At 46.1% G+C, this 23407-nt stretch carries 21 protein-coding genes; 9 read left to right on the forward strand and 12 right to left on the reverse strand.

Annotation, left to right across the window (positions count from 1 at the left end; genetic code table 11):
- Positions 1-55: 55 nt before the first annotated feature.
- The 6 genes from IEW88_RS12570 to IEW88_RS12595 all read right to left on the reverse strand — a co-directional run bounded on the left by IEW88_RS12570 (position 56) and on the right by IEW88_RS12595 (position 7484).
- Positions 56-355, reverse strand: coding sequence for a PilZ domain-containing protein (locus tag IEW88_RS12570; RefSeq protein ID WP_053423463.1), 300 nt, complete (start codon positions 353-355; stop codon positions 56-58).
- A gap of 67 nt (positions 356-422) precedes the next feature.
- Positions 423-809, reverse strand: coding sequence for a response regulator (locus IEW88_RS12575; RefSeq protein WP_229670469.1), 387 nt, complete (start codon positions 807-809; stop codon positions 423-425).
- 96 nt (positions 810-905) lie between these two features.
- On the reverse strand, positions 906-4838 hold the full coding sequence (gene hrpA / locus IEW88_RS12580) for an ATP-dependent RNA helicase HrpA (RefSeq protein ID WP_221411413.1): 3933 nt from the start codon (positions 4836-4838) through the stop codon (positions 906-908).
- A 96-nt stretch (positions 4839-4934) separates the two neighbouring features.
- Entirely contained in the window at positions 4935-5354 is a 420-nt protein-coding gene (locus IEW88_RS12585; RefSeq protein ID WP_147904259.1) for a CBS domain-containing protein, read from the reverse strand.
- Between the two features lie 54 nt (positions 5355-5408).
- The gene (locus IEW88_RS12590) at positions 5409-6434 is read right to left on the reverse strand and encodes an isoaspartyl peptidase/L-asparaginase family protein (RefSeq protein ID WP_147904260.1); all 1026 of its coding nucleotides are present in this window, start codon (positions 6432-6434) and stop codon (positions 5409-5411) included.
- 111 nt (positions 6435-6545) lie between these two features.
- Positions 6546-7484 carry an endonuclease gene (locus IEW88_RS12595; protein ID WP_229670471.1) on the reverse strand — a complete coding sequence of 313 codons (939 nt, stop codon included), beginning with the start codon at positions 7482-7484 and terminating at the stop codon, positions 6546-6548.
- 327 nt (positions 7485-7811) lie between these two features.
- Between IEW88_RS12595 and IEW88_RS12600 the strand changes: the two genes are divergently transcribed.
- Positions 7812-9443 (forward strand): response regulator, encoded by a 1632-nt coding sequence (locus IEW88_RS12600; protein WP_147904261.1) that lies wholly within the window; start codon positions 7812-7814, stop codon positions 9441-9443.
- Here IEW88_RS12600 and IEW88_RS12605 read toward each other — a convergent pair.
- Both IEW88_RS12605 and IEW88_RS12610 read right to left on the reverse strand, forming a co-directional pair.
- A complete protein-coding gene (locus IEW88_RS12605) occupies positions 9440-9934 on the reverse strand; it encodes a DUF1543 domain-containing protein (RefSeq protein WP_147904262.1) in 495 nt (164 codons plus the stop codon). The genes IEW88_RS12600 and IEW88_RS12605 overlap by 4 nt on opposite strands.
- 12 nt (positions 9935-9946) lie before the next feature.
- Positions 9947-10543 carry a nucleoside deaminase gene (locus IEW88_RS12610; RefSeq protein ID WP_147904263.1) on the reverse strand — a complete coding sequence of 199 codons (597 nt, stop codon included), beginning with the start codon at positions 10541-10543 and terminating at the stop codon, positions 9947-9949.
- A 238-nt stretch (positions 10544-10781) separates the two neighbouring features.
- Between IEW88_RS12610 and IEW88_RS12615 the strand changes: the two genes are divergently transcribed.
- The 3 genes from IEW88_RS12615 to IEW88_RS12625 all read left to right on the forward strand — a co-directional run bounded on the left by IEW88_RS12615 (position 10782) and on the right by IEW88_RS12625 (position 14526).
- Positions 10782-11651, forward strand: a complete 870-nt coding sequence (locus IEW88_RS12615; protein ID WP_147904264.1) for an oxidoreductase — start codon at positions 10782-10784, stop codon at positions 11649-11651.
- A gap of 143 nt (positions 11652-11794) precedes the next feature.
- On the forward strand, positions 11795-13234 hold the full coding sequence (gene sbcB, locus IEW88_RS12620; protein WP_229670472.1) for an exodeoxyribonuclease I: 1440 nt from the start codon (positions 11795-11797) through the stop codon (positions 13232-13234).
- Positions 13235-13506: 272 nt separating this feature from the next.
- Positions 13507-14526 (forward strand): hypothetical protein, encoded by a 1020-nt coding sequence (locus tag IEW88_RS12625; protein ID WP_147904266.1) that lies wholly within the window; start codon positions 13507-13509, stop codon positions 14524-14526.
- 44 nt (positions 14527-14570) lie between these two features.
- Here the strand turns inward: IEW88_RS12625 and IEW88_RS12630 are convergent, their stop codons facing one another.
- Both IEW88_RS12630 and IEW88_RS12635 read right to left on the reverse strand, forming a co-directional pair.
- Positions 14571-15077 (reverse strand): hypothetical protein, encoded by a 507-nt coding sequence (locus IEW88_RS12630; protein WP_147904267.1) that lies wholly within the window; start codon positions 15075-15077, stop codon positions 14571-14573.
- 86 nt (positions 15078-15163) lie between these two features.
- Positions 15164-16255: a DUF4238 domain-containing protein gene (locus IEW88_RS12635; protein WP_147904268.1), complete on the reverse strand. Its 1092-nt coding sequence runs from the start codon at positions 16253-16255 to the stop codon at positions 15164-15166.
- A 283-nt stretch (positions 16256-16538) separates the two neighbouring features.
- Between IEW88_RS12635 and IEW88_RS12640 the strand changes: the two genes are divergently transcribed.
- The 5 genes from IEW88_RS12640 (at position 16539) to IEW88_RS12660 (ending at position 21571) form a co-directional block, all read left to right on the forward strand.
- Positions 16539-16820, forward strand: coding sequence for a type II toxin-antitoxin system CcdA family antitoxin (locus IEW88_RS12640; protein ID WP_229670474.1), 282 nt, complete (start codon positions 16539-16541; stop codon positions 16818-16820).
- Positions 16821-17036: 216 nt separating this feature from the next.
- Positions 17037-18065, forward strand: a complete 1029-nt coding sequence (locus tag IEW88_RS12645; protein WP_147904269.1) for an alpha/beta hydrolase — start codon at positions 17037-17039, stop codon at positions 18063-18065.
- Positions 18066-18387: 322 nt separating this feature from the next.
- Positions 18388-19095, forward strand: coding sequence for a 3-keto-disaccharide hydrolase (locus IEW88_RS12650; protein ID WP_221411414.1), 708 nt, complete (start codon positions 18388-18390; stop codon positions 19093-19095).
- Positions 19095-20774: a GMC family oxidoreductase gene (locus IEW88_RS12655; protein WP_147904271.1), complete on the forward strand. Its 1680-nt coding sequence runs from the start codon at positions 19095-19097 to the stop codon at positions 20772-20774. Before IEW88_RS12650 ends, IEW88_RS12655 begins: the two co-directional genes overlap by 1 nt.
- Positions 20774-21571: a gluconate 2-dehydrogenase subunit 3 family protein gene (locus IEW88_RS12660; protein WP_221411415.1), complete on the forward strand. Its 798-nt coding sequence runs from the start codon at positions 20774-20776 to the stop codon at positions 21569-21571. The genes IEW88_RS12655 and IEW88_RS12660 overlap by 1 nt, the downstream gene beginning before the upstream one ends.
- A gap of 72 nt (positions 21572-21643) precedes the next feature.
- Here the strand turns inward: IEW88_RS12660 and blaOXA are convergent, their stop codons facing one another.
- Complete coding sequence (gene blaOXA / locus IEW88_RS12665) at positions 21644-22453, reverse strand: class D beta-lactamase (protein WP_147904272.1); 810 nt, start codon at positions 22451-22453, stop codon at positions 21644-21646.
- Positions 22454-22493: 40 nt separating this feature from the next.
- Complete coding sequence (locus IEW88_RS12670; protein ID WP_221411416.1) at positions 22494-23339, reverse strand: alpha/beta fold hydrolase; 846 nt, start codon at positions 23337-23339, stop codon at positions 22494-22496.
- Positions 23340-23407 lie beyond the last annotated feature (68 nt).

The raw sequence follows: 23407 nt of genomic DNA on the forward strand, positions 1-23407 counted from the left end.
TGTGTTGGCATGGACTATAAAAAAATAAACTGCTGTTTACCAGAACATTTTCTTTTTAATTCAGCTCGATAATCTGCACACCCAACTGATAACAATCCTCCTGCTCCTGTGCACAGCGCATCACCTTCGCATGAGCAGATAAAGGCGGAATACTAGGGTTGGAGCTCTCCATTTTGATGTAAAGCATAATGCCCATTTCAAGAGGTTCATCGATTTCAAGCGACATACCTGTTGCACTTAAATCACGGCAAATAGCGTTGATCACACGGCCCGATTGAGGATCGTTGATCATCAATTCCACCTGAGCATTCACCATCATACGGTAGTAGTTACGTTTATCACTGTGGCCTAACATAAGCTGTATTACTGCCTTTATTGGGGTAGGCTTCTTTTATAGATCCGCAATAAGCCGCTGTAAAGCCTTATTTGTGTGAATGGCTACAGAGTAAATCATCAACCAGCATCTGAATATGGCGGGCGCTGATAGGTTTGCTGACAAAAGCGTCAGCTCCTGCATCCAGCGCTATTACTTCATCGCGCGGCGTGTCCAGCCCTGACATCATCAGAATAGGAATATGGCCTGTTTCAGGAGTATTTTTTAACAAGCGGCAGGTGTCCAAGCCATCCAAACCTGGCATACAGATATCCATCATCACCAGATCAGGTTGCTGTTGCAGCACCAGTTGCAAGGCCTCTACACCGCTTTTAGCATAAGACAATTGATAAAAAGGTGATAAAGCCAGCTCCAGCAGACGGTACATAAAATCTTCGTCGTCTACTATCATGACTTTTTTTTGCTTCAATTCCATTGTCTGCATCCTTGAGATCTCCATGCAAACGCATCTGTGCGTTTAACCATAAGTGTATGGCGTGTTTAACAATTTGCCAAAAAAAAGACAAAAAATTTACTTCAATTCACTTACCGCCAGTAAAATTCGTTTTACCGAGACCGGATAAGGCGTTCCCAAAGTTTGAGCGTATAAGGACACCTTAAGTTCCTCCAACATCCAGCGGATGGCCAGTACAGGCTCCGGGATAGCACGGCCAGCATACTTACCCAACAAGCTCTGGTAGGCTTCTTCTGCTTTTTGGTATTCGTGCGACATCAGTCTGTCACGGTTTGGATCCACCGGCAGTTTTTCCTGACGTTTTTGCAGTGCCTGTAAATAACGCAAAATCGCGTCCAAACGCACTGCACCATGTGTGCTGACAAAGCCCTTAAACAGCAAAGAATCAAGATGTTGCTTGATTTCCCCCTGCCCCTGCACATGCTTTAACTCAACTTTACCTTTGAGCTTTTTCTGAATTTCATGACCCAGGGTTAAAATTTGTTCTACTTTGAGTGCAATACGTAAAACAGTTTCCCCCAGTTCAGCGCGGACTTTTTCTTTGACAGCGGTAAAATCTGCTTCGGTTTCAGGCCAGGGCTGCTCGCTGATCAGTTGATCAACACCAGCTGCAATACAGTCATCTATCAGCTCCAGCACTTTGCCAAACGGATTAAAGTACAACCCAAGCTTGGCCTTGTTGGGCAAAGATTCCTGCAGGTATTTAACTGGCGATGGTACGTTCAAAAGTACCAATCGGCGCAGGCCCAGTTTGCTCTGCTCTGCCGCTTGTTCGGCGTTATCCAATAATTTAATAGCGACCGAATCTTTATTATCCACCAAAGCCGGATAAGCCTTGATTTGATAACCGGCCTGCATTTTGATGTACTCACGTGGTAACTGGCCAAAAGACCACTGCGTCAATTGCTCCTGCTCTATACCCCGCTCCGCCACCTGGCTTAAACTTTGTTGTACTTTGCCTTGCAGCTCTTGTTTTAACAGCGCCAAAGAGCGGCCCTGTTTTAAGGTGTTGCCTTTGTCATCTACCACCTTAAAGTTAAATTTCAGATGGGTATCAATGCCGGATAAATCCCAGGCATCGTCTGGAATAGTCACACCGGACATCCGCTTTAATCTGTTGCTGACCACATCCAGCAAAGGCCCATCTTCGGGTTTAATGCTTTGCATTAGGGCATCGGCGTAATTGGGCGCTGGCACAAAGTTGCGTCTGTATTGTTTGGGCAGGCATTTAATCAGCGCCACTAATAAATCATGCCGCAAGCCCGGAATGAGCCAGTCAAAGCCCTGCTCTTCCAGCTGATTCAGTAAGGACAAAGGCACCACTAAACTGACCCCATCATCCGGCGCGCCCGGTGAAAAATGATAATCCAGCGGCAAAGTTAAATTGCCCTGACGCCAGAACTCTGGGAATTTATCCGCCGTGACTTCAGAGGCATCGCGCTTATACAGCTGGTCTAAATCCAAATTTAATAACTTTGCGTCTTTGGCTTTAGCCTCTTTCCACCACTTGGCAAAATCGACTCTGTTATTAGCCCAAACAGGGATTTTTTCAGCGTAAAAATCAGCCAGCGTTTCTTCATCGACCAGAATATCGCGCCGTCTGGCTTTTTCTTCCAGCTCAGTGACCTGCTCTATCAGCTTTTGGTTATGAGCTAAAAAGCTTTCATTCAGGCCTAAGTCTTGTTCGACCAAGGCACTGCGGATAAAGATTTTATGGCAGGTGGCTGGGTCTATTTTGCTGTACAGCACTGGGCGTTTACCCACAATGATCAGGCCATACAAAGACACCTGCTCATAGGCCACCACAGCACCTTTTTTCTTCTCCCAATGCGGTTCGCTGTAACTGCGGCTAACCAGGTGCATAGCCGCGGGTTCTATCCATTCAGGCTCAATCTTGGCCACAGCACGGGCATAGAGTTTGGAGGTTTCTACCAGTTCAGCGGCCATCACCCATTTAGGTTTACGTTTAAATAAGCTGCTGCCTGGGAAGACAAAAAAGCGGCTTTGACGTGGGCCCATATAATCGGCGTCGCTGTCGCGGCTACCAATTTGGCCTAATAAACCTGTGAGTAAAGCGCTATGGATTTGCTCATAAGACGCCACCTGCGAATTCAGGCTCCACTGCTGCTCAGTGCAAATCTGACTCAACTGACCATATAAATCCTGCCATTCGCGCACGCGAAGGTAGTTCAAAAGCTCTTGTTTACATAAACGGCGGAACTGGTTATTGGTCAGCTCGTCCTGCTTCTCTTGCAAGTAAGCCCAAAGTTTTAACCAGGCGCTAAAATCTGAATCAGGATCAGCAAAACGACCATGTAACTCATCGGCTTTTTGCTGTTTATCCAAAGGTCGCTCACGAGGGTCCTGAATCGACAAGGCCGAGACAATCACCAACACTTCCTGTAAACAGCTGTGTTTTGTCGCAGCAAACACCATACGCGCTAAACGTGGGTCGACTGGTAAACGACTGATTTGTCGGCCTAAGTCGGTCATTTGCAAACTATGACTGTTGGACTGAGGTTTAACTGCGCCCAGCTCTTCCAGCAGCTTAATACCGTCGTTAATAAAACGACTGTCTGGCCGCTCTAAAAACGGGAAGGCCTGAATATCGCCTAAACCCAAGGCCAACATCTGCAAAATAACAGAGGCTAAGTTGGTGCGCAGAATTTCCGGGTCGGTAAATTCAGGTCTGCTGTTAAAATCCTCTTCGCTGTACAAGCGGATACAGATACCAGCTGCAACACGGCCACAACGGCCTTTACGCTGATTGGCGCTAGCCTGACTGATAGCTTCAATCGGCAGCTGTTGCACTTTTGAGCGGTAGCTGTAACGCGAAATCCGCACTGTGCCAGGGTCTATCACATAACGAATACCTGGCACTGTTAACGAGGTTTCAGCCACGTTGGTCGAGAGTACGATACGACGCCCTACGCCGGTTTGAAAAATTCGGTTTTGCTCTGCCGCACTTAAACGAGCATACAAAGGTAAAATTTCAGTATGAGGCAGTTTAAGTTTTTCCAGCGCATCTGCTGTGTCGCGAATTTCTCGCTCACCGTTTAAGAAAATCAGAATATCGCCAGGTGGTTCGCGATAAAGCTCTTCGACCGCATCAAAAATTGATTGCAGCTGATCGGCGTCTTTATCGTCGTTTTCTGCCAGTGGCCTGTAGCGGGTTTCCACCGGAAAGGTGCGGCCTGAGACTTCGATAATAGGCGCATCAAAAAAGTGTTTAGAAAAACGCTCCGGGTCTATGGTGGCCGAGGTAATAATGACTTTTAAATCAGGGCGGCGCGGCAATAGCTGCTTTAAGTAACCCAATAAAAAGTCGATATTTAAACTGCGTTCGTGCGCTTCGTCGATGATCAGCGTGTCGTATTGATTTAAAAATCTGTCCTGCTGAATTTCAGCCAGAAGCACACCGTCCGTCATCAGTTTGACTAAAGTGGTGGGCGCAGTGTGATCGCCAAAACGGATTTTATAACCCACCTGCTGACCTACAGGGCATTTTAGCTCTTCAGCTAAACGTGCAGAAACACTGCGCGCAGCTAAACGCCGTGGCTGGGTATGGCCTATCATACCGGCGACACCACGACCTAACTCTAAACAGATTTTTGGAATTTGGGTGGTTTTACCCGAGCCGGTTTCACCGGCAATAATCACCACCTGATGTTTGGCAATGGCGGCTTTAATATCGTCTTTTTTACCGACCACAGGCAGCTCAGCCGGGTAGTCAATAGCGGGAACTGCGGCCTGGCGCTGAGCCCGTAGCTGCATAGAGGCGGTGATTTTTGCCGACAATTGCTGCATTAACTGCTGCTGTTTGCTCTCATCCTGCTGCTTTTTAATGTTCTGTAATGACTGGCGAAACCTGTGCTGATCTTTGGATAAAGAATTAGCAATGGCTTTGGTCAGCGCGGCAACAGAAATTTCAGCGTCCGTAGTAAGGTGATTGCTAGCAACAGCAGGTTTAGCAGTAGAGTCGGTCAACACAAGGCCCTCAATAAATAGGGGCGACATGCTACCAAGTTCAGGGGCTTTAGATCCAGTAAAAGCACCGCTTAAAACAGTGCTTTTACTGGAAATACGTCAACTTACAGCTTTGTAATGGGAGTGCAGCTCGAGGTCAATAGCGCGCAATACATCAGTTCTGCTAATCACGCCAAGCAGATAACCATCGTCATCCACCACCGGATACACTTTAGGTTTGGCCTGCAACATGGTTTGGGCTAAATCTACTATGCCGTGGTATGACTTTACCGTTAGCACCTCAGTGCGCATCACATCTTTTACTGAAGCAGATTGCTGCAAGTGGTAAGTGCCGGATAGCATTCTGGACAGACAATCCTGCTCAGACACAAAACCAATCACCTTCTTCTCTTTATTGATCACAGGCCCGCCGAGTTGCTCAGCGAGGATCAGTTTATTCACTGCTTCCTCGACTGACATTTCTTCGGTAAAAGTCACGGGGTGACGATTCATATGATCGGATATTTTTAGTAAGTCCATAGCTCCCTCAAACTGTCGTTTACCTACAACAGCTTAAGCGTAGACCAGCATCAGCTACTTGGCTGAACTCTGTTTAAAAATTTCAGTCACCGCCGCTTCACCTTCGGATCTTTTTGCTCTGTACATGCCTTCGGTATTAAAGCTCCAGCTGACTTTGCCTTTGTGATCAATCAGGATCACTCCACCTGTGCCCCCTACTTTTGCCAGTTCGTGCTGAATCACCTGATCGGCCGCTTTATCAGCACTGATGCCCTGATACTTCACCCGGGCGCAGATATCTGAAGCAACCCGGTAACGGATAAAAAACTCACCATGACCTGTCGCAGAAACCGCGCAGCTGGCATTGTCGGCGAAGTTACCGGCGCCGATGATAGGTGCATCACCAATACGGCCATAGCGTTTGGCTGTCATGCCGCCCGTTGAGGTGGCTGCGGTTAATAAACCACTGCTATCTATCGCTACAGCGCCGACAGTACCCATATTCCACTCTGGTTGCCATGGTGCTTCTAAACGATAATTTTTTGCCTGATGTGGCACTTTTTGCATACTTTGTTTGGCTTTTTTCAGTGCGTCATAGCGAAAACTGGTATCGAAATAACTGTTCTCCACCAACTGCAGCCCCTGCTCTTTGGCAAATTGCTCAGCGCCAGCACCGGATAGCATCACATGTTCGGATTTTTCCATCACAGCGCGGGCCAGCAACACCGGGTTTTTCACATGCTTTAAACCTGAAGCTGCACCAGCCATCAGATTATCTCCGCGCATAATAGAGGCATCCAGTTCATGGCCTTCATCATAGGTATACACAGCGCCTTTCCCTGCGTTAAACAGCGGAGAGTCTTCCATAATCAGCACTGCGGCTGTCACTGCATCAACACTACTGCCGCCTTTTTCCAGCACCGCATAACCGGTATCCACCGCATGTTTCAGTGTGGCGTGGTAGGCCTGCTCCTGCGCGTCGGTCATCTGGCTTTTATTGATAGTACCGGCACCACCGTGTATGACGATAGCAAGAGGTTGTTTGGCAAAAGCCATCGCAGAAAAGCAGCTTAAAGCTAAAAAAGACATGGTGCGGCGCATACAAAGTACCCTGATTATTTTATTTGTTAACTTAAGTAGGTAATCAAGGTTGTACCGCGAACTCTATCAAAGACGCAAGTTGTGCTGCGTTAATCCGTTAAGAATAAGGGTTTAATCTTCAGCGCCAATCGAAGCTTCCGCACTGCAATTTCCTGCCCGCTTAAAGCCCGCATTCAGTGCCTGCTGCTCTGTGTCAAACCATTGCTGATTGCGCTCTGACACCTGACGATAACCACTGCAATGACTTAAGTGATACAACTTACTGCGTTTATTGCCTACTACTTGCCCTGAGACCAGAGCCGCAGTGAGTGCTGTTTCTTTTGCTTTGGTTAAACCAAAGCCCGATGCCTTGTAATTAAGCTGCCAGACTTTCTTTCCAGTGACAAAGTCATTGGCGTGGCCCATTTGCTGCGCAATACGTTGCTGTAATTTACGCTCTGTCTCATCAACAGGATCTTGCTGATGCCAGGCCATAAAAAGTTGTTGTTGCGCTCTGGCCAGAGGGATTTGATATTTATCCGCCATATAAAAATGAATACGGGCTATATCCCCCCGTATTTCAGCACGAGGCTCCACCAGACGACTTTTAAAATCGACTTTGACTTCACAAGAGCCGTACTGCGGTGCCTGCGCTGGCAACATGGCAAAACGGTAATGCGCTCTGTCGCCATTCACCTCGCCTATAGCGGGTTTGAGGTTAAATAAATCGGCTTCCATCTGCTTAAACAAGACGTCTGTTTTACCGCATTGCTCACGGCCACCCTGCTTCCAACAGGCCAAAGGAGAGCCAAATTGCTGAGCAGGCATCACATGCTCCCATTCAATTCTGTTGGCGCGAGGGCCATTTTTACGAATTTGATAGCCGCAGCCTTTTAAATCAGGAATACCTTTGCCTGATTGCCAACGAATGGCACAACCACAATAAAACTCTTGTTTTTCAGGGGCGTAAATACGGCTGGCGATAGTTTTTGCAGAGTCAAAATTAGCAGGTGCGGCTGTAGCGACTGCAGATAAAACAAAGAATACAGCACAAAACATAAATTTAAACAAAGCGGTACAACCTTAAACTGTCTGCAGAACTGTTTTATTATGCCATAAGCCTGAGCTATGCGGTTCAGGCATTTACTCAAGGGTAAAAGCGTTAAACTTGCTGGAACAACACCGGATAAATACAAACTGGAATCTATACAAAATAATGAGTTAAACAGAATTTTTCTGGGTTATCAGCCTTTCGCTGCATCCTTATGCCAAATCATTCATTACCAATGGTTAACAATAAACACACTTTTTTCGAAGTTAATTTGACTATTTAGCGTGCAGAATGTAGTTTCATCGCTATAAAGCAGCAGTTAAACGCAGAAAAAGAGTTAATCCGCTATGGACCAGTCATTTTTTCGTTGCAAAAAAGTCTTGGTCATTGATGACTGTGCGCCTGTCCGGGCCACCGTAAAAGGAATGTTACAACAAATGGGGTTTGAGGCTATTCACGTAGCCAAAGACGCGGGCGAAGCTATGCAAAAATGCATCGATATGCCCTTCGATTTTATCTTATGTGACTTCAATCTCGGTGACTGTAAAGATGGTTATCAGTTATTTGAAGCGTTGAAAAAGCAGCAACTGTTGGCTCCGCTTTGCTGCTTTATTGTCATAAGCGCCGAAGCACAAAGCCAAATCGTACATGGTGTCATTGAGTTACAGCCAGACGATTACCTGCTCAAACCTTTTACCGCACCTGCACTGGAAGAACGTATATGCAGAGCAATCAAGCACCGCCTCGAGCTAAGAAAAGTATTTTTCCGCCTGTTTGAACACGAATATGTTGAAGCCACTCGAGAATGCGATATTGTGATCCGCACCAAGCCAGACTTCGCGTTACAGGCTATGCGTTTAAAAGGTGAATTACTGTTGAAGCTCGGCGAATACGACAAGGCCGAAACCTTTTACCAAAAAGTACTACAACAAAAAGCCTATAGCTGGGCGCGCTTGGGTCATGCTTTGAGTTGCTTTTATCTGGAACGTTGGGAAGATACCGAACTTGAGCTGGTGGACCTGACGCAATTTGGCGATACCAAAGTGGAAGCTCTGGATTGGTTATCTCGTTTATATGTGCGTCACGGTCGGTATCAACTGGCCTTTGACACCCTCAGTAAGGCCGCCACCTTGTCGCCGAAAAATATCAGCCGGCAAAAAACACTGAGTAATCTATGTGTCATATTAGGCCACACCGATCTGGCAGCCCGTATTGCCGGAAAAATAGTTCAGGGTGCCCGTCATTCTATTGACGATACCGCAGATAATTATCTGAACCACGCCCGAGCTTTAGTTGATCAGGCTAAAAGCGCTAACGTGCTGGAAAAAGCTGTGATAGTCCAAAACGCCGCTAAACTGCTGGATGCTCTGCATAAACGTTTTAATGTTGAGGCGCTGAAACGTGAAACTGTGATTTTACGCAGCCGGATGCACAGCTGCCGTGGTGCGATTAAAGAAGGTCGTGAACTGATACAGCAAATCCAGGATCTCCCTCTGGATGATTTAAGCATCGACAGTTGTATGGACGCTGCCAAAGCCTATTTTGAACTGGGCGATTTGTACTCCAGTCAGCTCTGTATCGACAAGTTACGAACCATGTTATACGACGATGACTTCCTGACTGAAACTCAACGTATTATGCTGCAGCTGGAACAAGACCAACACGAAAGCTTAAAACAGCAAATCAAACAAATGAATACCGAAGCCACAGACGCTTATCTGATGGGGCAATATGGCCGTGCTGTGTCGCTTTTTTGCGAAACCTTCGACTATATGCCCACCAATCCGGTGATAGCACTCAACTTGCTGCAAGCCATGAGTAAAAGTGCAGGTTTAACAGGCGAAACCATCAACTATGCTCGCAACGCTGCTCGTGTACTACGGCAAAACAAGCTGGAAAAAAGCGAACAAGAACGCTTTGAAAAGTATGTTGTGACTTTAAAGAAAACCCAGCCGGGATTAGCTCAGGTTCAGCTTTAACCCAAAACAAGATAATCCGACTGATGCACTGTTTCTTTGTGCTGGCCTTGAGTCAAACGCACATAACGACCGCCTATCTGATCAATAGCAATACAGTCATCCACATCCAGCACGGCATCGGTATGAGGTTTATCCCAGCTTTTGGGCAGATGCATTTTACCTTTCTGCTTTGCTTGAGCTTTGTCTTGGGCTGTTACCAGCAGGTAATGGTGATCTTCGCCAAAAGCGCCTGGAGTATAGCCACCTAAGTTGATGAAAAATAACCGTAATTCATCTGCTGCAGGTGCCTGCTCAGAAAACCGTACCTGATAGCCTTCGATTCCATCCACCTGCATCCAGGAATCGATATGCATACCAGCCAGAGTGCCAAACCACTGCTGACGCAACTCTGGGTAGCAGTCTTCAAGACTGTTGCCGGTAACAAAGACCACATCGTGCACTTCAATTTTCGCTTTTGGGTGTTTCCCCCCCAGCATCACAACAAATAACATGACAATTTCCTGTTAATCCCGGCCGTTGTAAATCCGGCCACCAGAGTTTTTGTAATAATCCAGCACAGCTTTGGCGTCGCTGCGTTTGAACTGACGCACCACTTCCATACCGGCTTTTTCTAAATACTGATAAGACTGCTCAAACACCGGGCCTTCGTCAAAACCGATAGCACGTGCATCTTCAGCAGCACCAGCACAAACCATACGGTTGACGCCACTCCAAAGCACAGCGCCCATACACATGGCACAAGGCTCACAGGAGGTAAATAACTCACGGCCAGTGTCTGTTGCCAAAGTAAAAGTACCCAAGGCTTTTTCGGCCATCATAATAGCCACAGTTTCACCATGTAAGGTGGAATTGGTTAAAGGCACCACACGGTTGACCCCTACCCCTAACAGCTGGCCTGACGAGCGATCAAAAATAGCAGTACCAAAAGGGCCGCCCGTACCACGTTCAACGTTTTGTTTTGACAATTCAATAGCTAAGGCCATTTTCTCATCGTCCGTTACGTAGGTTTTCTGCCAGTCGACAAAAGATGCCACCCAGTCAGGTAATTCCACAGTGACAGCACTGCCCGGCTGATGAATAAAACCAATACGCTCTTTCATGATTTGTCCTGTCGCTTATAGCAAAAAATTGGGCCGACTTTTTACCTTTATATCAGTTGAGCTACAAGTAAAAAATCGCAGAATGCTAAATTTATGTGACAAAAACTGCTGTCCTTACCAATTCTGAAGAAACAGGCAAGGACACTCAAGTTTTGTTCTACCACCAAAGAGAGCCCTGCTGCCAAGCTAAATTCATGGCGAACTCTCGCTTAGCACAGCAATACACAGGAGCAACGTGATGTCTGATCTCAATGTACATTCAATAGCAACAACAAAAGAAAAAGTCTGGTTTATCACAGGTGCAAACCGGGGCATAGGCGCTGAAATTGCAAAAGCGGCATTGGCCTCAGGGGACTCTGTGGTGGTTACAGGCCGCAATCTACAGCAGCTCAGAGAAAAGTTTGGTGATTCAGACAAAGCTTTGGCTTTAGCTCTGGATGTCACAGACATCGCTCAGGCTCTGGAAGCAGTAGAAGCGACTCTCAACCATTTTGGCCGTATTGATGTACTGGTCAATAACGCAGGTTACGGCCAATTAGGTGTATTCGAGGAAATTCCACAAGCCGACGTAGAGCGTCAGTTTGCCACTAATGTATTTGGTCTGATGAATGTCACCCGCGCTGTATTACCCCTGATGCGGGCGCAGCGCAGTGGCCGTATCTTCAACCTGTCCTCTATTGGCGGCGCTTTAGGTTTTGATGCGGCTTCTGTCTATTGCGCCACTAAGTTTGCGGTAGAGGGGTTTACTGAATCTCTGGCGCTTGAAGTCAAAGGCTTTGGCATAGAGGTGACTATTGTTGAACCAGGTTTCTTTCGCACTGACTTTCTCGATAGCAGCTCAGTGCAGTATGGCACTGAGAAACTAGCCGACTATCAGGACTACTCCACTGCACTAGAGCAAGCTTACAACAAAGTCAGCCATCAACAGGCTGGCGACCCAGCCAAGTTAGGTCAAGTGCTGGTACAACTGGCAAAGGCTGATGTTCTGCCGCTGCGATATGCAGCAGGCTCTGACGCTATAGATTATTTAACCACGGCCTATCAACGCCGCTTGCAGGAGTTGAACGACTATAAAGCCTTGTCTCTGTCGACAGATATTGAGGCTTAACATCAGCGGGACTATGTATTGTTGTATGGTCGAGCAGGAATGCATGCCTTTGCAAGCTTTCAAAAAGCCTGGTCCCACAATCGACGCCTTTAGCGACCAGTGCTACACTGCCCGCTCTTTACTCTGGCATTTATGGACTCATGGTGTTGAACCCACAGCCTACATTCTATTTTTACGACTATGAAACCTGGGGCGCGGATCCGAAAAAAGACCGTCCAGCCCAGTTTGGTGGTATTCGCACAGATTTAGATTTAAACCCTATTGGCGAACCCGATATGTGGTATTGCCAGTTGGCGAACGATTATTTGCCTCATCCGGTAGCGGCTTTGATCACAGGCTTAACGCCACAGCTCTGTAATCAAAAAGGTTTGCCTGAAACCGAATTCTGCCGCCGTATTCTCGAGCGTTTCAGCCAGCCTAATACCTGTGTGCTTGGGTATAACAGCTTACGTTTTGATGATGAAGTCACGCGTTACAGCCTGTACCGTAACTTCTATGAGCCTTATGGTCGCGAATGGCAGCACGGTAATAGCAGATGGGATTTAATCGACATAGTGCGTGCCTGTTATGCGCTGCGCCCTGAAGGCATCGTCTGGCCAGAAAAAGCCGATGGCAGCCCGAGCTTTAAATTAGAAGATTTAACTAAAGCCAATGGTTTATCGCACCAACGCGCACACGACGCTTTGTCTGATGTGTACGCCACTATCGCCATTGCCAAACTGGTGAAAGAAAAACAGCCGAAGTTATTTCAGTACCTGCTGGATTTACGCAAAAAAACTGAAGTCAGTAAGTTATTTGATTTAGTCAATTTAACGCCGCTGGTGCATGTGTCCGGCCGCTTCCCCGCTATTCAGGGTTGTGTTAGCTGGATAGTGCCTTTAGCGCCGCATCCAACCAATAAAAACGCCGTGATTTGCTACAACCTGCAAGCCGATCCTAAACCTTTGTTGGAACTGGATTTAGCCTCCTTGCAGCAACTTTTGTATACCAAAACCGCTGATTTGGACGAAGACCAGGAAAGGCTTGGCTTAAAGCTGATTCATATCAACAAATGCCCTGTGTTATCCCCTGCTAAAACCTTGTCAGAACAACGTGCTGCCGATTTGGGCATAGACAGAGCCGCCTGCCTGAAGCATCTGGACTGGCTGCGGCAAAACCGCTCTGCTATTCAGCCTAAGGTGATGGAGCTGTATCAGTTGCCGACAGACTACAGTGTAGAAACCAATCCGGATTATCAGCTTTATAACGGTTTTGTTTCCAACGAAGATAAACAGCGGATGGAACAGCTGCATTTAATGAGTGCTGATCAACTGGCGTCCAACCCTGTGCTTTTTAGCGAAGACAGATTAAATCAGTTGCTGTTTTTATACCGTGCCCGCAACTACCCACAAAGCTTAACCCATCAGGAGCAACAACGCTGGCAACGCTATCGCAGCGATAAGCTCACGCATGGCCTGGATAAACCTAATTTAACTTTTGAAGAATTCGGTTTGGCACTGGAAAACCTGGCGCATGAAGCAGGCGATGACGTTAAAAAAATGAATATCCTCAAGGCGTTATTTCAGTACGCTCAGAGCTTATGAGCTCTGAGCCGTAGGGGCGGGTCTTGCACCCGCCCGTCTAATGATACCGCGGTTCTCATTGAAGGGCCGGGACAAGCCACGGCCCCTGCAACTCGCCCGTCTATCCCTTTAAATCTGCATTGCCCGAAATAGTGCAGCCAACAAAGCTGCAGCGTCGAATACAACAGTGACAGTTTTTTTGTTCAGCTGCCAGTCAGCTCTCTATGTTTCGGATCAGACTTCTGCTAGCCTGCGCACAGTAATCAATGCTGTTTTTGGGTGCGGAGTCTGAGATGAAGTTGTGGTCAAAAATCAAAGTGATGTTATGCAGTTTGTTATTAACCGGCTGTTTTGCCCCGGCTTTATTAATGACATCACAGGCACAGCTTTTAGGCGAGCTATTTCGTCCCTTGGTTGGTTTTAACCCGCTTGAAGTCAAGCTATTTGAAAACCCCTTGATCCGCGACCCTATGGTAGCGTTAATGGGTGAAGACAATTACCGCACCGCTGTTATCCTGTTAAATACTGCGACGGCCATTCAGCAACAAGGCCCACTGTATTTTGTCGTATCAGAGCACTCCCCTTTGCCGCATTTAGCCGAAAAAGCCGGTTTTGTCTGGAACTCAGAACATAACCAAATGGCGATTCTGTTAGTATCTGGTGGCAAAACTGAAATATTTAACCAGGTGGTGGAAGGAGCTGCTGGCAAAATCGCCCCCAGTTGGCCAAAAGAGCTGGTCGAGTACACCAACCCTGAAAAGTTAAAACAAAAGGCAGTGGCAGTCGCTGCCGGAAAGATTGGCCAGGGTTTAGGTTTGTCGGAAGAGCAAACTGGTTTTGTTGAAACAGGCTTAGCTGGTGGTTCAGTGCAAAACGCGCTGGAGGAGAACTTAAAACAACAAGCCATGGATCCGGTCGAAGAAATTAAGCAAAAGGTAGAATCAGGCAAAGCTGATTTATTAAATCAGCCTAGACAACGTTTTACCGAAATGACTCAGGAAGCCATGTTGACCGAAGACGACATGGTGAAACAATTCACCGGCAAATCGGCTGACGAATTAAAAGCGGCGAAAAAATACGTCGAGGACGCCAAAGCACGGGCTGACGCTAATCAGAAAAAACCCACCTCGACTATCAAAGACAAAACTACTTTAGAAAAAGAAGCCAAACAGTGGGCTAAAGATAAAGCCAATAAAAAAGTAGACGAAACCCGCGCCCCTGCTGACGAGTTACTAAATGAGCTGACTGAAGAAGTAAAGCAAAAGACCACTTTGCCAGTGCCTGCACCAGTGAAGAAGAAGGATGGTGGTTAGATTTGCAAACACAAAAGAACAACAATCCGCATTTTATTACTGTTTTAGTCGTGAAGGCTTTTTAGGGAGATAAGCCCGATCCCAGCAAGAATCTCAGATTTCATAACTTTAATTTCATGATAAGACTTTGGGCTACGCATCATCGTCAACGCGTTAGTATAAAGATCACGGTCGTATTTTTTGTGCAACTTCGTTGCTGAATAAGTATTTGGAAAGCCTTTGTGCACGAGGATATTTCGCATAGCCTCAATAATGCAAAGACTACGATGTGACTTTTCCGACAAAATATTCTTACTGTACTTAACAAGATCGGCATATCCATTATCGAAATATTTAGGGTTGTTGTTGTCGAATGCGGCCTTTCGGCGAATTTCATAGAAAGTGTATTCAGCAGCAATCAAAAGCCAGGCAAAGTAATTGTGGGCAAAATCAAACTGAAGCTTGTATTCCTCAAGCGCTTCAATCTGGCTTTCCAGGTAGTCTATGTGTCGTTGCCAAAATATAGAGTTGCTTTTTGAACTAAGCCCGTCAATTAAACCAATACCTTCCATGAATTTTCCTTAGTAAAAAAGCGCTTAAGACGAGTTATTGCAAACGAGGAGTAGCCGACAAAAGCGCTTTGTCAGACTAATTCAATTTACCTTGCACATTCTTTTACAAAATCATGATCTGTTGCTGGATTTATCCCACTTTCTCGTATGTAGCCCACTCCAGAGCCATTAGTATATACAAAACCTTTTCGCTTCCATTCAATAGTATTTGGCCATGCCGATGGAATTGGATTAATCATTTCAGTATGAATTATTGATTCTTGATGTTTTGTCGCTTCACGCCAATCAACTACTTTAAATCTCTTATACCCATCAAATTTTTCATCTAAGATGGCATAATGGATTTTATGCCTTACTTTCGGTCGCCTATTTTTTAGTAGGGTAAATGAAGCCAAGATCTGCTCTTGTGAATACTTATCTTGGTAAAAGATGTTTGCTCGACTACTTAGATACTGATGTTCATTAAATATAGCGATCTCACGTTCACTTTTCACATCAACCCACCCTTTATTGTGAGGAATGCTATAAACATCAGAATCAAAACCAATACATAAAATTCTAGGAGTTATAGGAAGAAGAATAATTACTCCAGCAGATCCTAATCCAAAGTTACTCCCGGAGGTTCTTTTATCAAGAAAATGCCATTTATTAGTTAAAACCGCAGGATCATCAGAAGTTATAAAGTCAATTTTGGTTTTGTTCTTAATCAGGCAGACCTTCAGATCATTCATTACAAATCTTGCCTTTACAAAGTTTCTCATAGACAGCTGGACTGCTTCTTTCATCTCCAATTTAAATTCTTGAGGTTCAAGCCCTGCTACCTCTCTCATACCATCTGTCATTTCAATACTACGTCTTGAGGCTGCTTCAGTTCTCATATACTGTAAACGCCAGAAAAATATTAAAAACTTGCGATGCTCGTCGGTTAAGTGATAATTCGGCCTTGTAATTTCTCTAACGATATCAGCATAGCGTCCTTCTATAGGTTGAAGTGCTCTCTCTAGTTCAAGATCATCACCATAAAAGTAACTTTTAGAACACTGTTTTTTTAACGATGCCGAATTAATAAATATTTCTCTGTCTATATTAAACAGATTAATAGCAGACGTTGAGTTATCAACAGCAAACTGTCGAAGGTAACATTGAGGAACATAATGTTGGTTTTTATTAGATGCCATGTACACCTCAATGTGCGAATTAATCTAACATTTATAGTATGCCTTCACGCACTCACTGGTTTTATTCTTAACAGTTGATTATGACTAGCTGCGACCAAAAGCGTGCGGAAAAATTATTACTTTTTCTCTGGCCTGTTATTTTTAGGCTGTTTTACTCCAAGTTTCTAAATTAGAGTGTTTTTCCCTCTCCAGCAACATATAAATCTGACTGTTGAATGGCTCAAAGCGTACCAGCTTTATGGTTACACTGTATATTCGACCAGACGTACAACTGAGATTTGCATTGAAAGGTTATGGTGCAATTATGAAAATAAGGTTCAACCCAAAAGCTACAAAAAAATCGACCAATCTCAGTTTAAACAGCGAGCTGTTAGCTGAAGCCAGACGCCTGAATATCGACCTGTCAGCGACTTTGGAAAAAGCTCTGGAGCAAGAGATAAGTCGACATCTGCAGGCTGAGTGGCTACAAAAAAATGCTGAAGCTATTGCTGCCTGTAACGAACTTACTGAGAAACATGGTTTGTTCTCTGACTCATTTCGAAAAGTTGCTAAAGCAAACACCTGATTAGATCCTATCCAGATTATGTTGCAATGCCGCACGCGGCGATTGCAACCTACCCCTTTCACAATTTATTTATCCGCTTAACGTTTTTTCGCACAAAAGCCTGTTGCACCGAATTGCCTTGGTATCGACCACAAATTCATGTTTTTATAAAAGCATGGGTGAACAAACCAAAACCTGGTGGTACAAGCTGCCAGCAAACACTTATCAGGAGTTTTTATGCGCAAGGGGCAAGTTGCTGTTTTTTATATCGTCTTTTTTATTGCTTCACTTTTTAGCCAACAGGTGTTGGCACTCAATGAGGTGAAATTACATAAAGATATTGAGTGGGTGAAAGTAAAAGGCTTTTCGCTGACGACTGATATCTACAGCCCGGAAAAAGCGGCTAAGCCTTTACCTGTGCTGGTGATTTTTCATGGCGGCGGCTGGCTGGTGAATACCAAAAGCATAATGAACGATATGGCGCTCTATATGGCAAGCCATGCCGATCTGGTGGTGGTCAATATGAACTACCGGCTGCTTGGCGATAATAACAACAGCACCACAATCAACGAAATAGTGGAAGATGCTTTGGGTGCTGTGCTTTGGGTGAAAGATCATATTCAAAACTACGGCGGCGACCCGGCAAAAATTGCTATAACAGGAGATAGTGCTGGTGGTCATTTAGCTTCTATGGTGATGCTGACTGGCCGTGCTTTGGACTCCAAAGGTTTTACGCCACAAAGCCAGAAGTTCACACCCAGCTATCTGCCAAAAGGCAAAACAGCCGAACAAGTTGCAGCTGCTGATGGCGCCAGAGTACAGGCGGTGATCTTAAGTTATACCGCCTTTGATTTATTACAAAGTGCAAAAGGTGGTTTTGAAACTGCACAAAACCCGTTCTGGACATGGGGTAACGCCAGCCCGCGTGGTTTGTTTGGTAACGGTATTAGTGTCGATAGCCATGAACAGTATTACAAAGCTGTATCGCCTCTTTATCTGTTGCCGGAGGCTGGTTACAAACTACCGCCTCAGTTTGTACTAGTCGGCAGCGAAGATGATCTCACCACGCCTGAAGTCGCGAGTGGTTATGTCCGTATGCTTAAAGCGACAGGACAGCAGGTGGAGTTTAAAATATACCAAGGCAAAGGCCATGCCTTTCTCGATAGCGGCTGTAACGACTACACTAAAGGCTGCTTTAAAGACTTAGCCACCCCGACTTTGAATGACATAATTAAGTTTCTAAGCACTGTGTTTGGGCAGCCCTAACAGGTGCAGCTTGAGTTCAGTGACGGCCCGGCTATTTCAAAAGTAAAGAGCCAGCAGTGGCTGCTATGCTTCCCACTCTTGGATCTTCAGCTTTAACTGAGGATCCAAGAGGCAGTGAATCCAATCAACTTTTCAGTTACCTGCTTATAGCGTCGCCACACTTCAGCGCAAACAACAAGGTTTGCAGCTCAAAAACTAAAAACAACGCTTGCTTTCTAATGGCTTTACTTGGTTTTATAGAGCAGCAATGAAACCGATTACACTAAACTGAAAACCTAACATGGTGCCGTCAGAGCATTCAGCAAATAACAGGGGTAGCAACTTGATTTTATCGATAAAAAATAAAACCTTAGCAGTATTAGCGCTGCTGTCGGTGCTAAGCCAACCAGCTTTTGCAGCTGATAATCAGCTGACCGCAGAGGAACAAGCAGACGGCTGGCAGTTATTGTTTAACGGCAAGGATATGTCGCAGTGGCGCAGTTTTAAACAGCCTACTGTCAATGAGAAATGGCAAATTGAAGATGGCGCTATCACCCTGACTGCAGGCGGTGGTGGCGACTTAATCAGTAAAGAAAGTTACAAAAACTTTGAGCTGACGCTGGATTGGAAAATTGCCGAAGTCGGCAACAGCGGTATTCTTATTCTTGCTGATGAAAAAGGTAAATACATTTACTCCCACGCGCCGGAAATTCAAATTCTGGATAACGAGCGCCACCCGGACAATAAGCTCGACACTCACCTCTCAGGTTCCTTGTACGACATGATTGCCTCTCCTGTCGCTTCCCACAAAAAAGCTGGTGAATGGAACAGCACTAAAATTAGGTTAGAAAATTCGGCTTTAACCATTTGGCAAAATAACGTGCAAACGGCAAAAGTGACCATTGGCAGCACTGACTGGAACAGCTTAATCGCGAAAAGTAAGTTTGCCAGCTGGCCAGGTTTTGCTGCAGCCAAAGAGGGTCATATAGGTTTACAGGATCATGGCGATAAGGTCTGGTTCAAAAATATCAAAATTAAAGAGCTGAACTAATGAACAATTTTGACTTTGAGGTGCTGGTGGTTGGGTCCGGCGCTGGTGGTTCCATGGCGGCCTATGAGCTGACCAAAGCCGGGCATAAAGTGTTGATGCTCGAAGCCGGACGGGATTACGACCCAAAAACAGAAACGCCTATGTTTAAACGCAACGGTGAAGCACCGTTGATGGGGGCTGGTAACTCAGATAAAGACTTCGGTTTTTATGATGCTACGGTCGATGGTGGCTGGCAAGTGCCCAACGAGCCTTATACTGCAGCCGATGGCTCCGAGTTTTTATGGTGGCGCGCTCGTATGTTGGGCGGTCGCACCAATCACTGGGGCCGTTATTCATTGCGCTTCAGCGAACATGATTTTAAAGGCAAAAGCCGTGACGGCTTAGGTGCGGACTGGCCATTTGACTATGATGATATCGCGCCCTGGTACGATAAAACTGAAGCTTTAGTGGGTGTTTGTGGCACCAATACGGGGTTGGACGATATGCCGCCTTCATCCGATGGCATATTACAACCGCCACCAAAACCCCGTATCACTGAGCTGTTGATCGCAGCGGCGGCGAAAAAATTGGGTATCCCGGTGGCACCTATGCACCGTGCTGTACTCACCCGTCCTTTGGATAACAGAGCCGCCTGTTTTTACGCCACCCCTTGTGGTCATGGCTGCTCTATTGGCGCAGCCTTTCAGACCACTACGTCGCTTATTCCTATGGCCAAAGCCACTGGCAATTTGCAGGTGATCACCGACGCTATGGTGAAATCTGTGGATACCGACGAAAATGGCAAAGTGACAGGTGTTAGTTATGTCGATAAAAAAACCTCCACTGTGCACCAGCTCCAAGCCAAAGTAGTGATCCTGGCCGCCAGTGCCTGTGAGTCAGCCCGCTTGTTGTTAAATTCTAAATCGGCCCGTTTTCCAAATGGCCTGGCCAACTCCAGCGGTCAGGTCGGTAAAAACCTGATGGACTCCACAGGCGCCAACATTGGCGCTATGGTGCCAGCCTTACAAGGTCGGCCTATTTATAACGAAGATGGCCATACCGCTAACCATTTGTTTATTCCATGGTGGGGCCACAAAGCACAAGAACGTAAAGAGCTGGATTTCCCACGCGGTTATCACTTTGAAATTGGTGGTCGTTTTAACGAACCCAGTTCAGGTATAGCTGGCAATGTTCAGGGCTATGGCGCCGATTTAAAACGTCAGGTCAAACAGAATTATGGTGCTTATATAGGGTTTGCCTTACGGGGTGAAATGGTACCTAACGAGCATTGTTATATGGATATAGACCCTGAAGTAAAAGACAAATGGGGTATTCCTGTGGCGCGTTTTCACTGGAAATGGTCGGAGCATGAATTAAAGCAAGTGGAACATGGCCTGAAAACCGCTAAAGCTATTTTTGCCCAAATGGGCGCTGATGTTGGTGAGTTACCAACCCCAGAGCAAGCCATTTTAAAAGGCGGCGAAATTATTCATGAGGTGGGCACCACCCGTATGGGCGCATCGCCACAAGACTCAGTCACTAACCAATGGGGTCAAAGCTGGGACTGCCCTAACCTCTTTGTGATGGATGGCGGCGTCTTTGCGTCTAACCCGCACAAAAACTGTACTCTGACCATTATGACGCTGGCGATGCGCAACTCATCCTGGCTTTCGTCCCAGTTAAAACAAGGAGCGATCTGATGGCCAAGGATCAAAACTACACAGCAGATCAGCACCAAATGCAGTACAAATCCGGCATGACCAGACGCGATTCGTTAAAACTGATGATGGCATTAGCGGCTAGTACTTTGTTGCCTGCAGTATTGGCAGGCTGCGACAGTGCGCCCGTCAGTACCACTGATGCAGGTGCGGATGCAGCAAAAGCGACCACTGAACATTGGCCAGAGTTAAAGTTAGCCCCCATTACAGCACCGGGTTATGGCAAAGATCCGAATTTAATTTTGCCACCTGAATCGCCATGGCCTTTGACCTTAACTCAAGCGCAGCTGACTTTAGTGGCCGTGCTTTCAGATATTCTGCTGCCTCGTGAAGGCAGCGTACCCAGCGCTTCTGAAGTGCATGTACCTGCTGTGGTCGATGAATGGGTTAGCGCGCCTTACGAGCGTCAGCAACAAGACAGACTGACTATTTTGTCGGCTCTGACCTGGATAGACGATGAAGCGCAGATGCGTTTTAGCAAAACCTTTGTCGCGCTCACTAAGACGCAGCAAAAAGCCATTATGGACGATATAGCCTTTGATACTGCCGAAACTCCGGTTCAGTTTAAACGCATAGCCACAGCTTTTGGCCGCTTCCGCAGCTTGGTACTGGCGGCGTTTTTCTGCACACCAGAAGGTACCAAAGACATAGGTTATGTCGGTAATGTACCTATAGGTGGCGATTATCCTGGCCCGACAAAAGAAGCTTATGCGCATTTAGACAAGGTACTGGCGGATTTAGGTTTAACTGAATACGCCTATCCTATTGAGGCTGGATAAGTAGAAGCTTTACTGGTAATGACAAAGGCGGCTTTAAGGTCGCCTTTGTCAGCTTCGATTTAAAATCGCAGATCATTGCTTCGCTGTTGCTGCAGGTAAAGCGCCCAGAGACTGCAAAATATCCCGCACTATAGCTTCTCTTTTGTATAAATCTGCCATTCGTTCTGGCGTATCTATATTTAGCGCAAAAAATACCGGACCTGTTGGCCATTCGACATAACCAACCCACCAGCCAAAACGCCCTTCCCACCCGGTTTTTGCTCTTAAGATCCATTCTTTGCCAGCTTCATTGACCATCATATCTTTCACCAGCAACTGATGCTCCTTGGCAAAAGGCAATTGATTCAAATATAGCTTTTTAACAAACTCGACTTGCTCATAAGCCGAAATCGCCAATTTGCCATCAACCCAATAAGCACCTTTGTCTGTAGAAGGATCGGCATTGCCATAACTCATTTTTTGCAGATATTGTGCTGCCCGCTTTTCACCAATTTGTTTAGCAAATATCTCATACACCCAAAGCGCTGAGGTGCGCATCGCAGAGCGTAAATTCTGATCCTGATTGTGGCCTGCAAAACTGCGCTCTACACCATCCCAGCGAAACAGCTGAAATTCATCTTTTAGCACTCCAGCATCCAACGCCATCAGGCTGTGTGGGATTTTAAAAGTAGAAGCCGGAGACATACGCTGTTTGGCGCGTTCCGGGTTAAACACCAGTAATTTAGCCGGTGTTACCCGCTCATCCGCAATCACCAGCGTACCTTTGGCATTAAATTTGGTGAAAGTCGCTTGCCAGTTTGCTTGTTCGATAGGCACAGCGGCCAGACAAAGTTGAGCACAAGTTATGAAGAAAACAGCAGAAATAATTTTTAGAACAGACATTTTAATTCCTCTAGGTTGATCAATTCACACCCGCAGTTGCTCAAGACTGACTCCGATGGCCTGGGCTGGAGCTCAATTCGTTAGCCCGCAGTTTTTCCAGTAATAATCCAAGCTCTGTCGCGACCAGCTCTGGTTCATCAAACTGAACAAAATGCCCACTTTTATCCGTTAACACTGCACGCCCTTGAGGAAAGTCTAAAGCCCATTTCTGCCAAAGCTCCCCCCACATAGCCCTGCCTCTGTCGGTGAAAAACAGGTTAGCGGGTTTTGCTATTTTTTTAACTGAAGCAATAACTGTAACGGGCATATCTTTGATTTGGGGATAGTCAGGTAAAGGCCTTTTGCTCCAGAAATCCAGATAGTTGTTTGACATCCCCTGCGCCATATCGTCTAGCTTTATTTGGGCAATTTCTTTATTGCCTTGCTCAAGATTGATAGCGCGTAAGATATCTACATCGTGTTCCGAGGACGGATCAAGCAACAACAGAGCTTTTACTTTTGACGGATATGCAGACGCAAAATCGCGGGCTATGCTGCCGCCATAGGAATGGGCCATGTAGATGACCGGAGCTTGAATAGCCAATTGATTAAGCAGTTCTGCAGCAAAATTGGCGTAATCCATGGAGGTAAAATGACGTTTGATTTGGCTTGATTTACCATCACCGACTCTGGAGTAACGAATCACTTTCGCAAGCTTACTAAGCGACAAAAAAACCGGTTGCCAGTCTGCCATGCCGCCACCAGCGCCAGCTTCCAACAAGACCACTTCGGGTCCGACGCCTGCAATCTTGTATTCAAGCTTAAACTCGCCAACTTGTACAAAATGTGCATCAGCTGAATAGACAGTCGTGGAGAACATCAACAACATCACAATAACAAACTTCACACGAGCACCTCATTCAAAATAACGCTGTGTATGCAACGGAGAATCAGGTTTGCAACCCAACGTTAGCT

It is taken from the genome of Rheinheimera tangshanensis (assembly GCF_014645135.1).
Lineage (GTDB): Bacteria > Pseudomonadota > Gammaproteobacteria > Enterobacterales > Alteromonadaceae > Pararheinheimera > Pararheinheimera tangshanensis.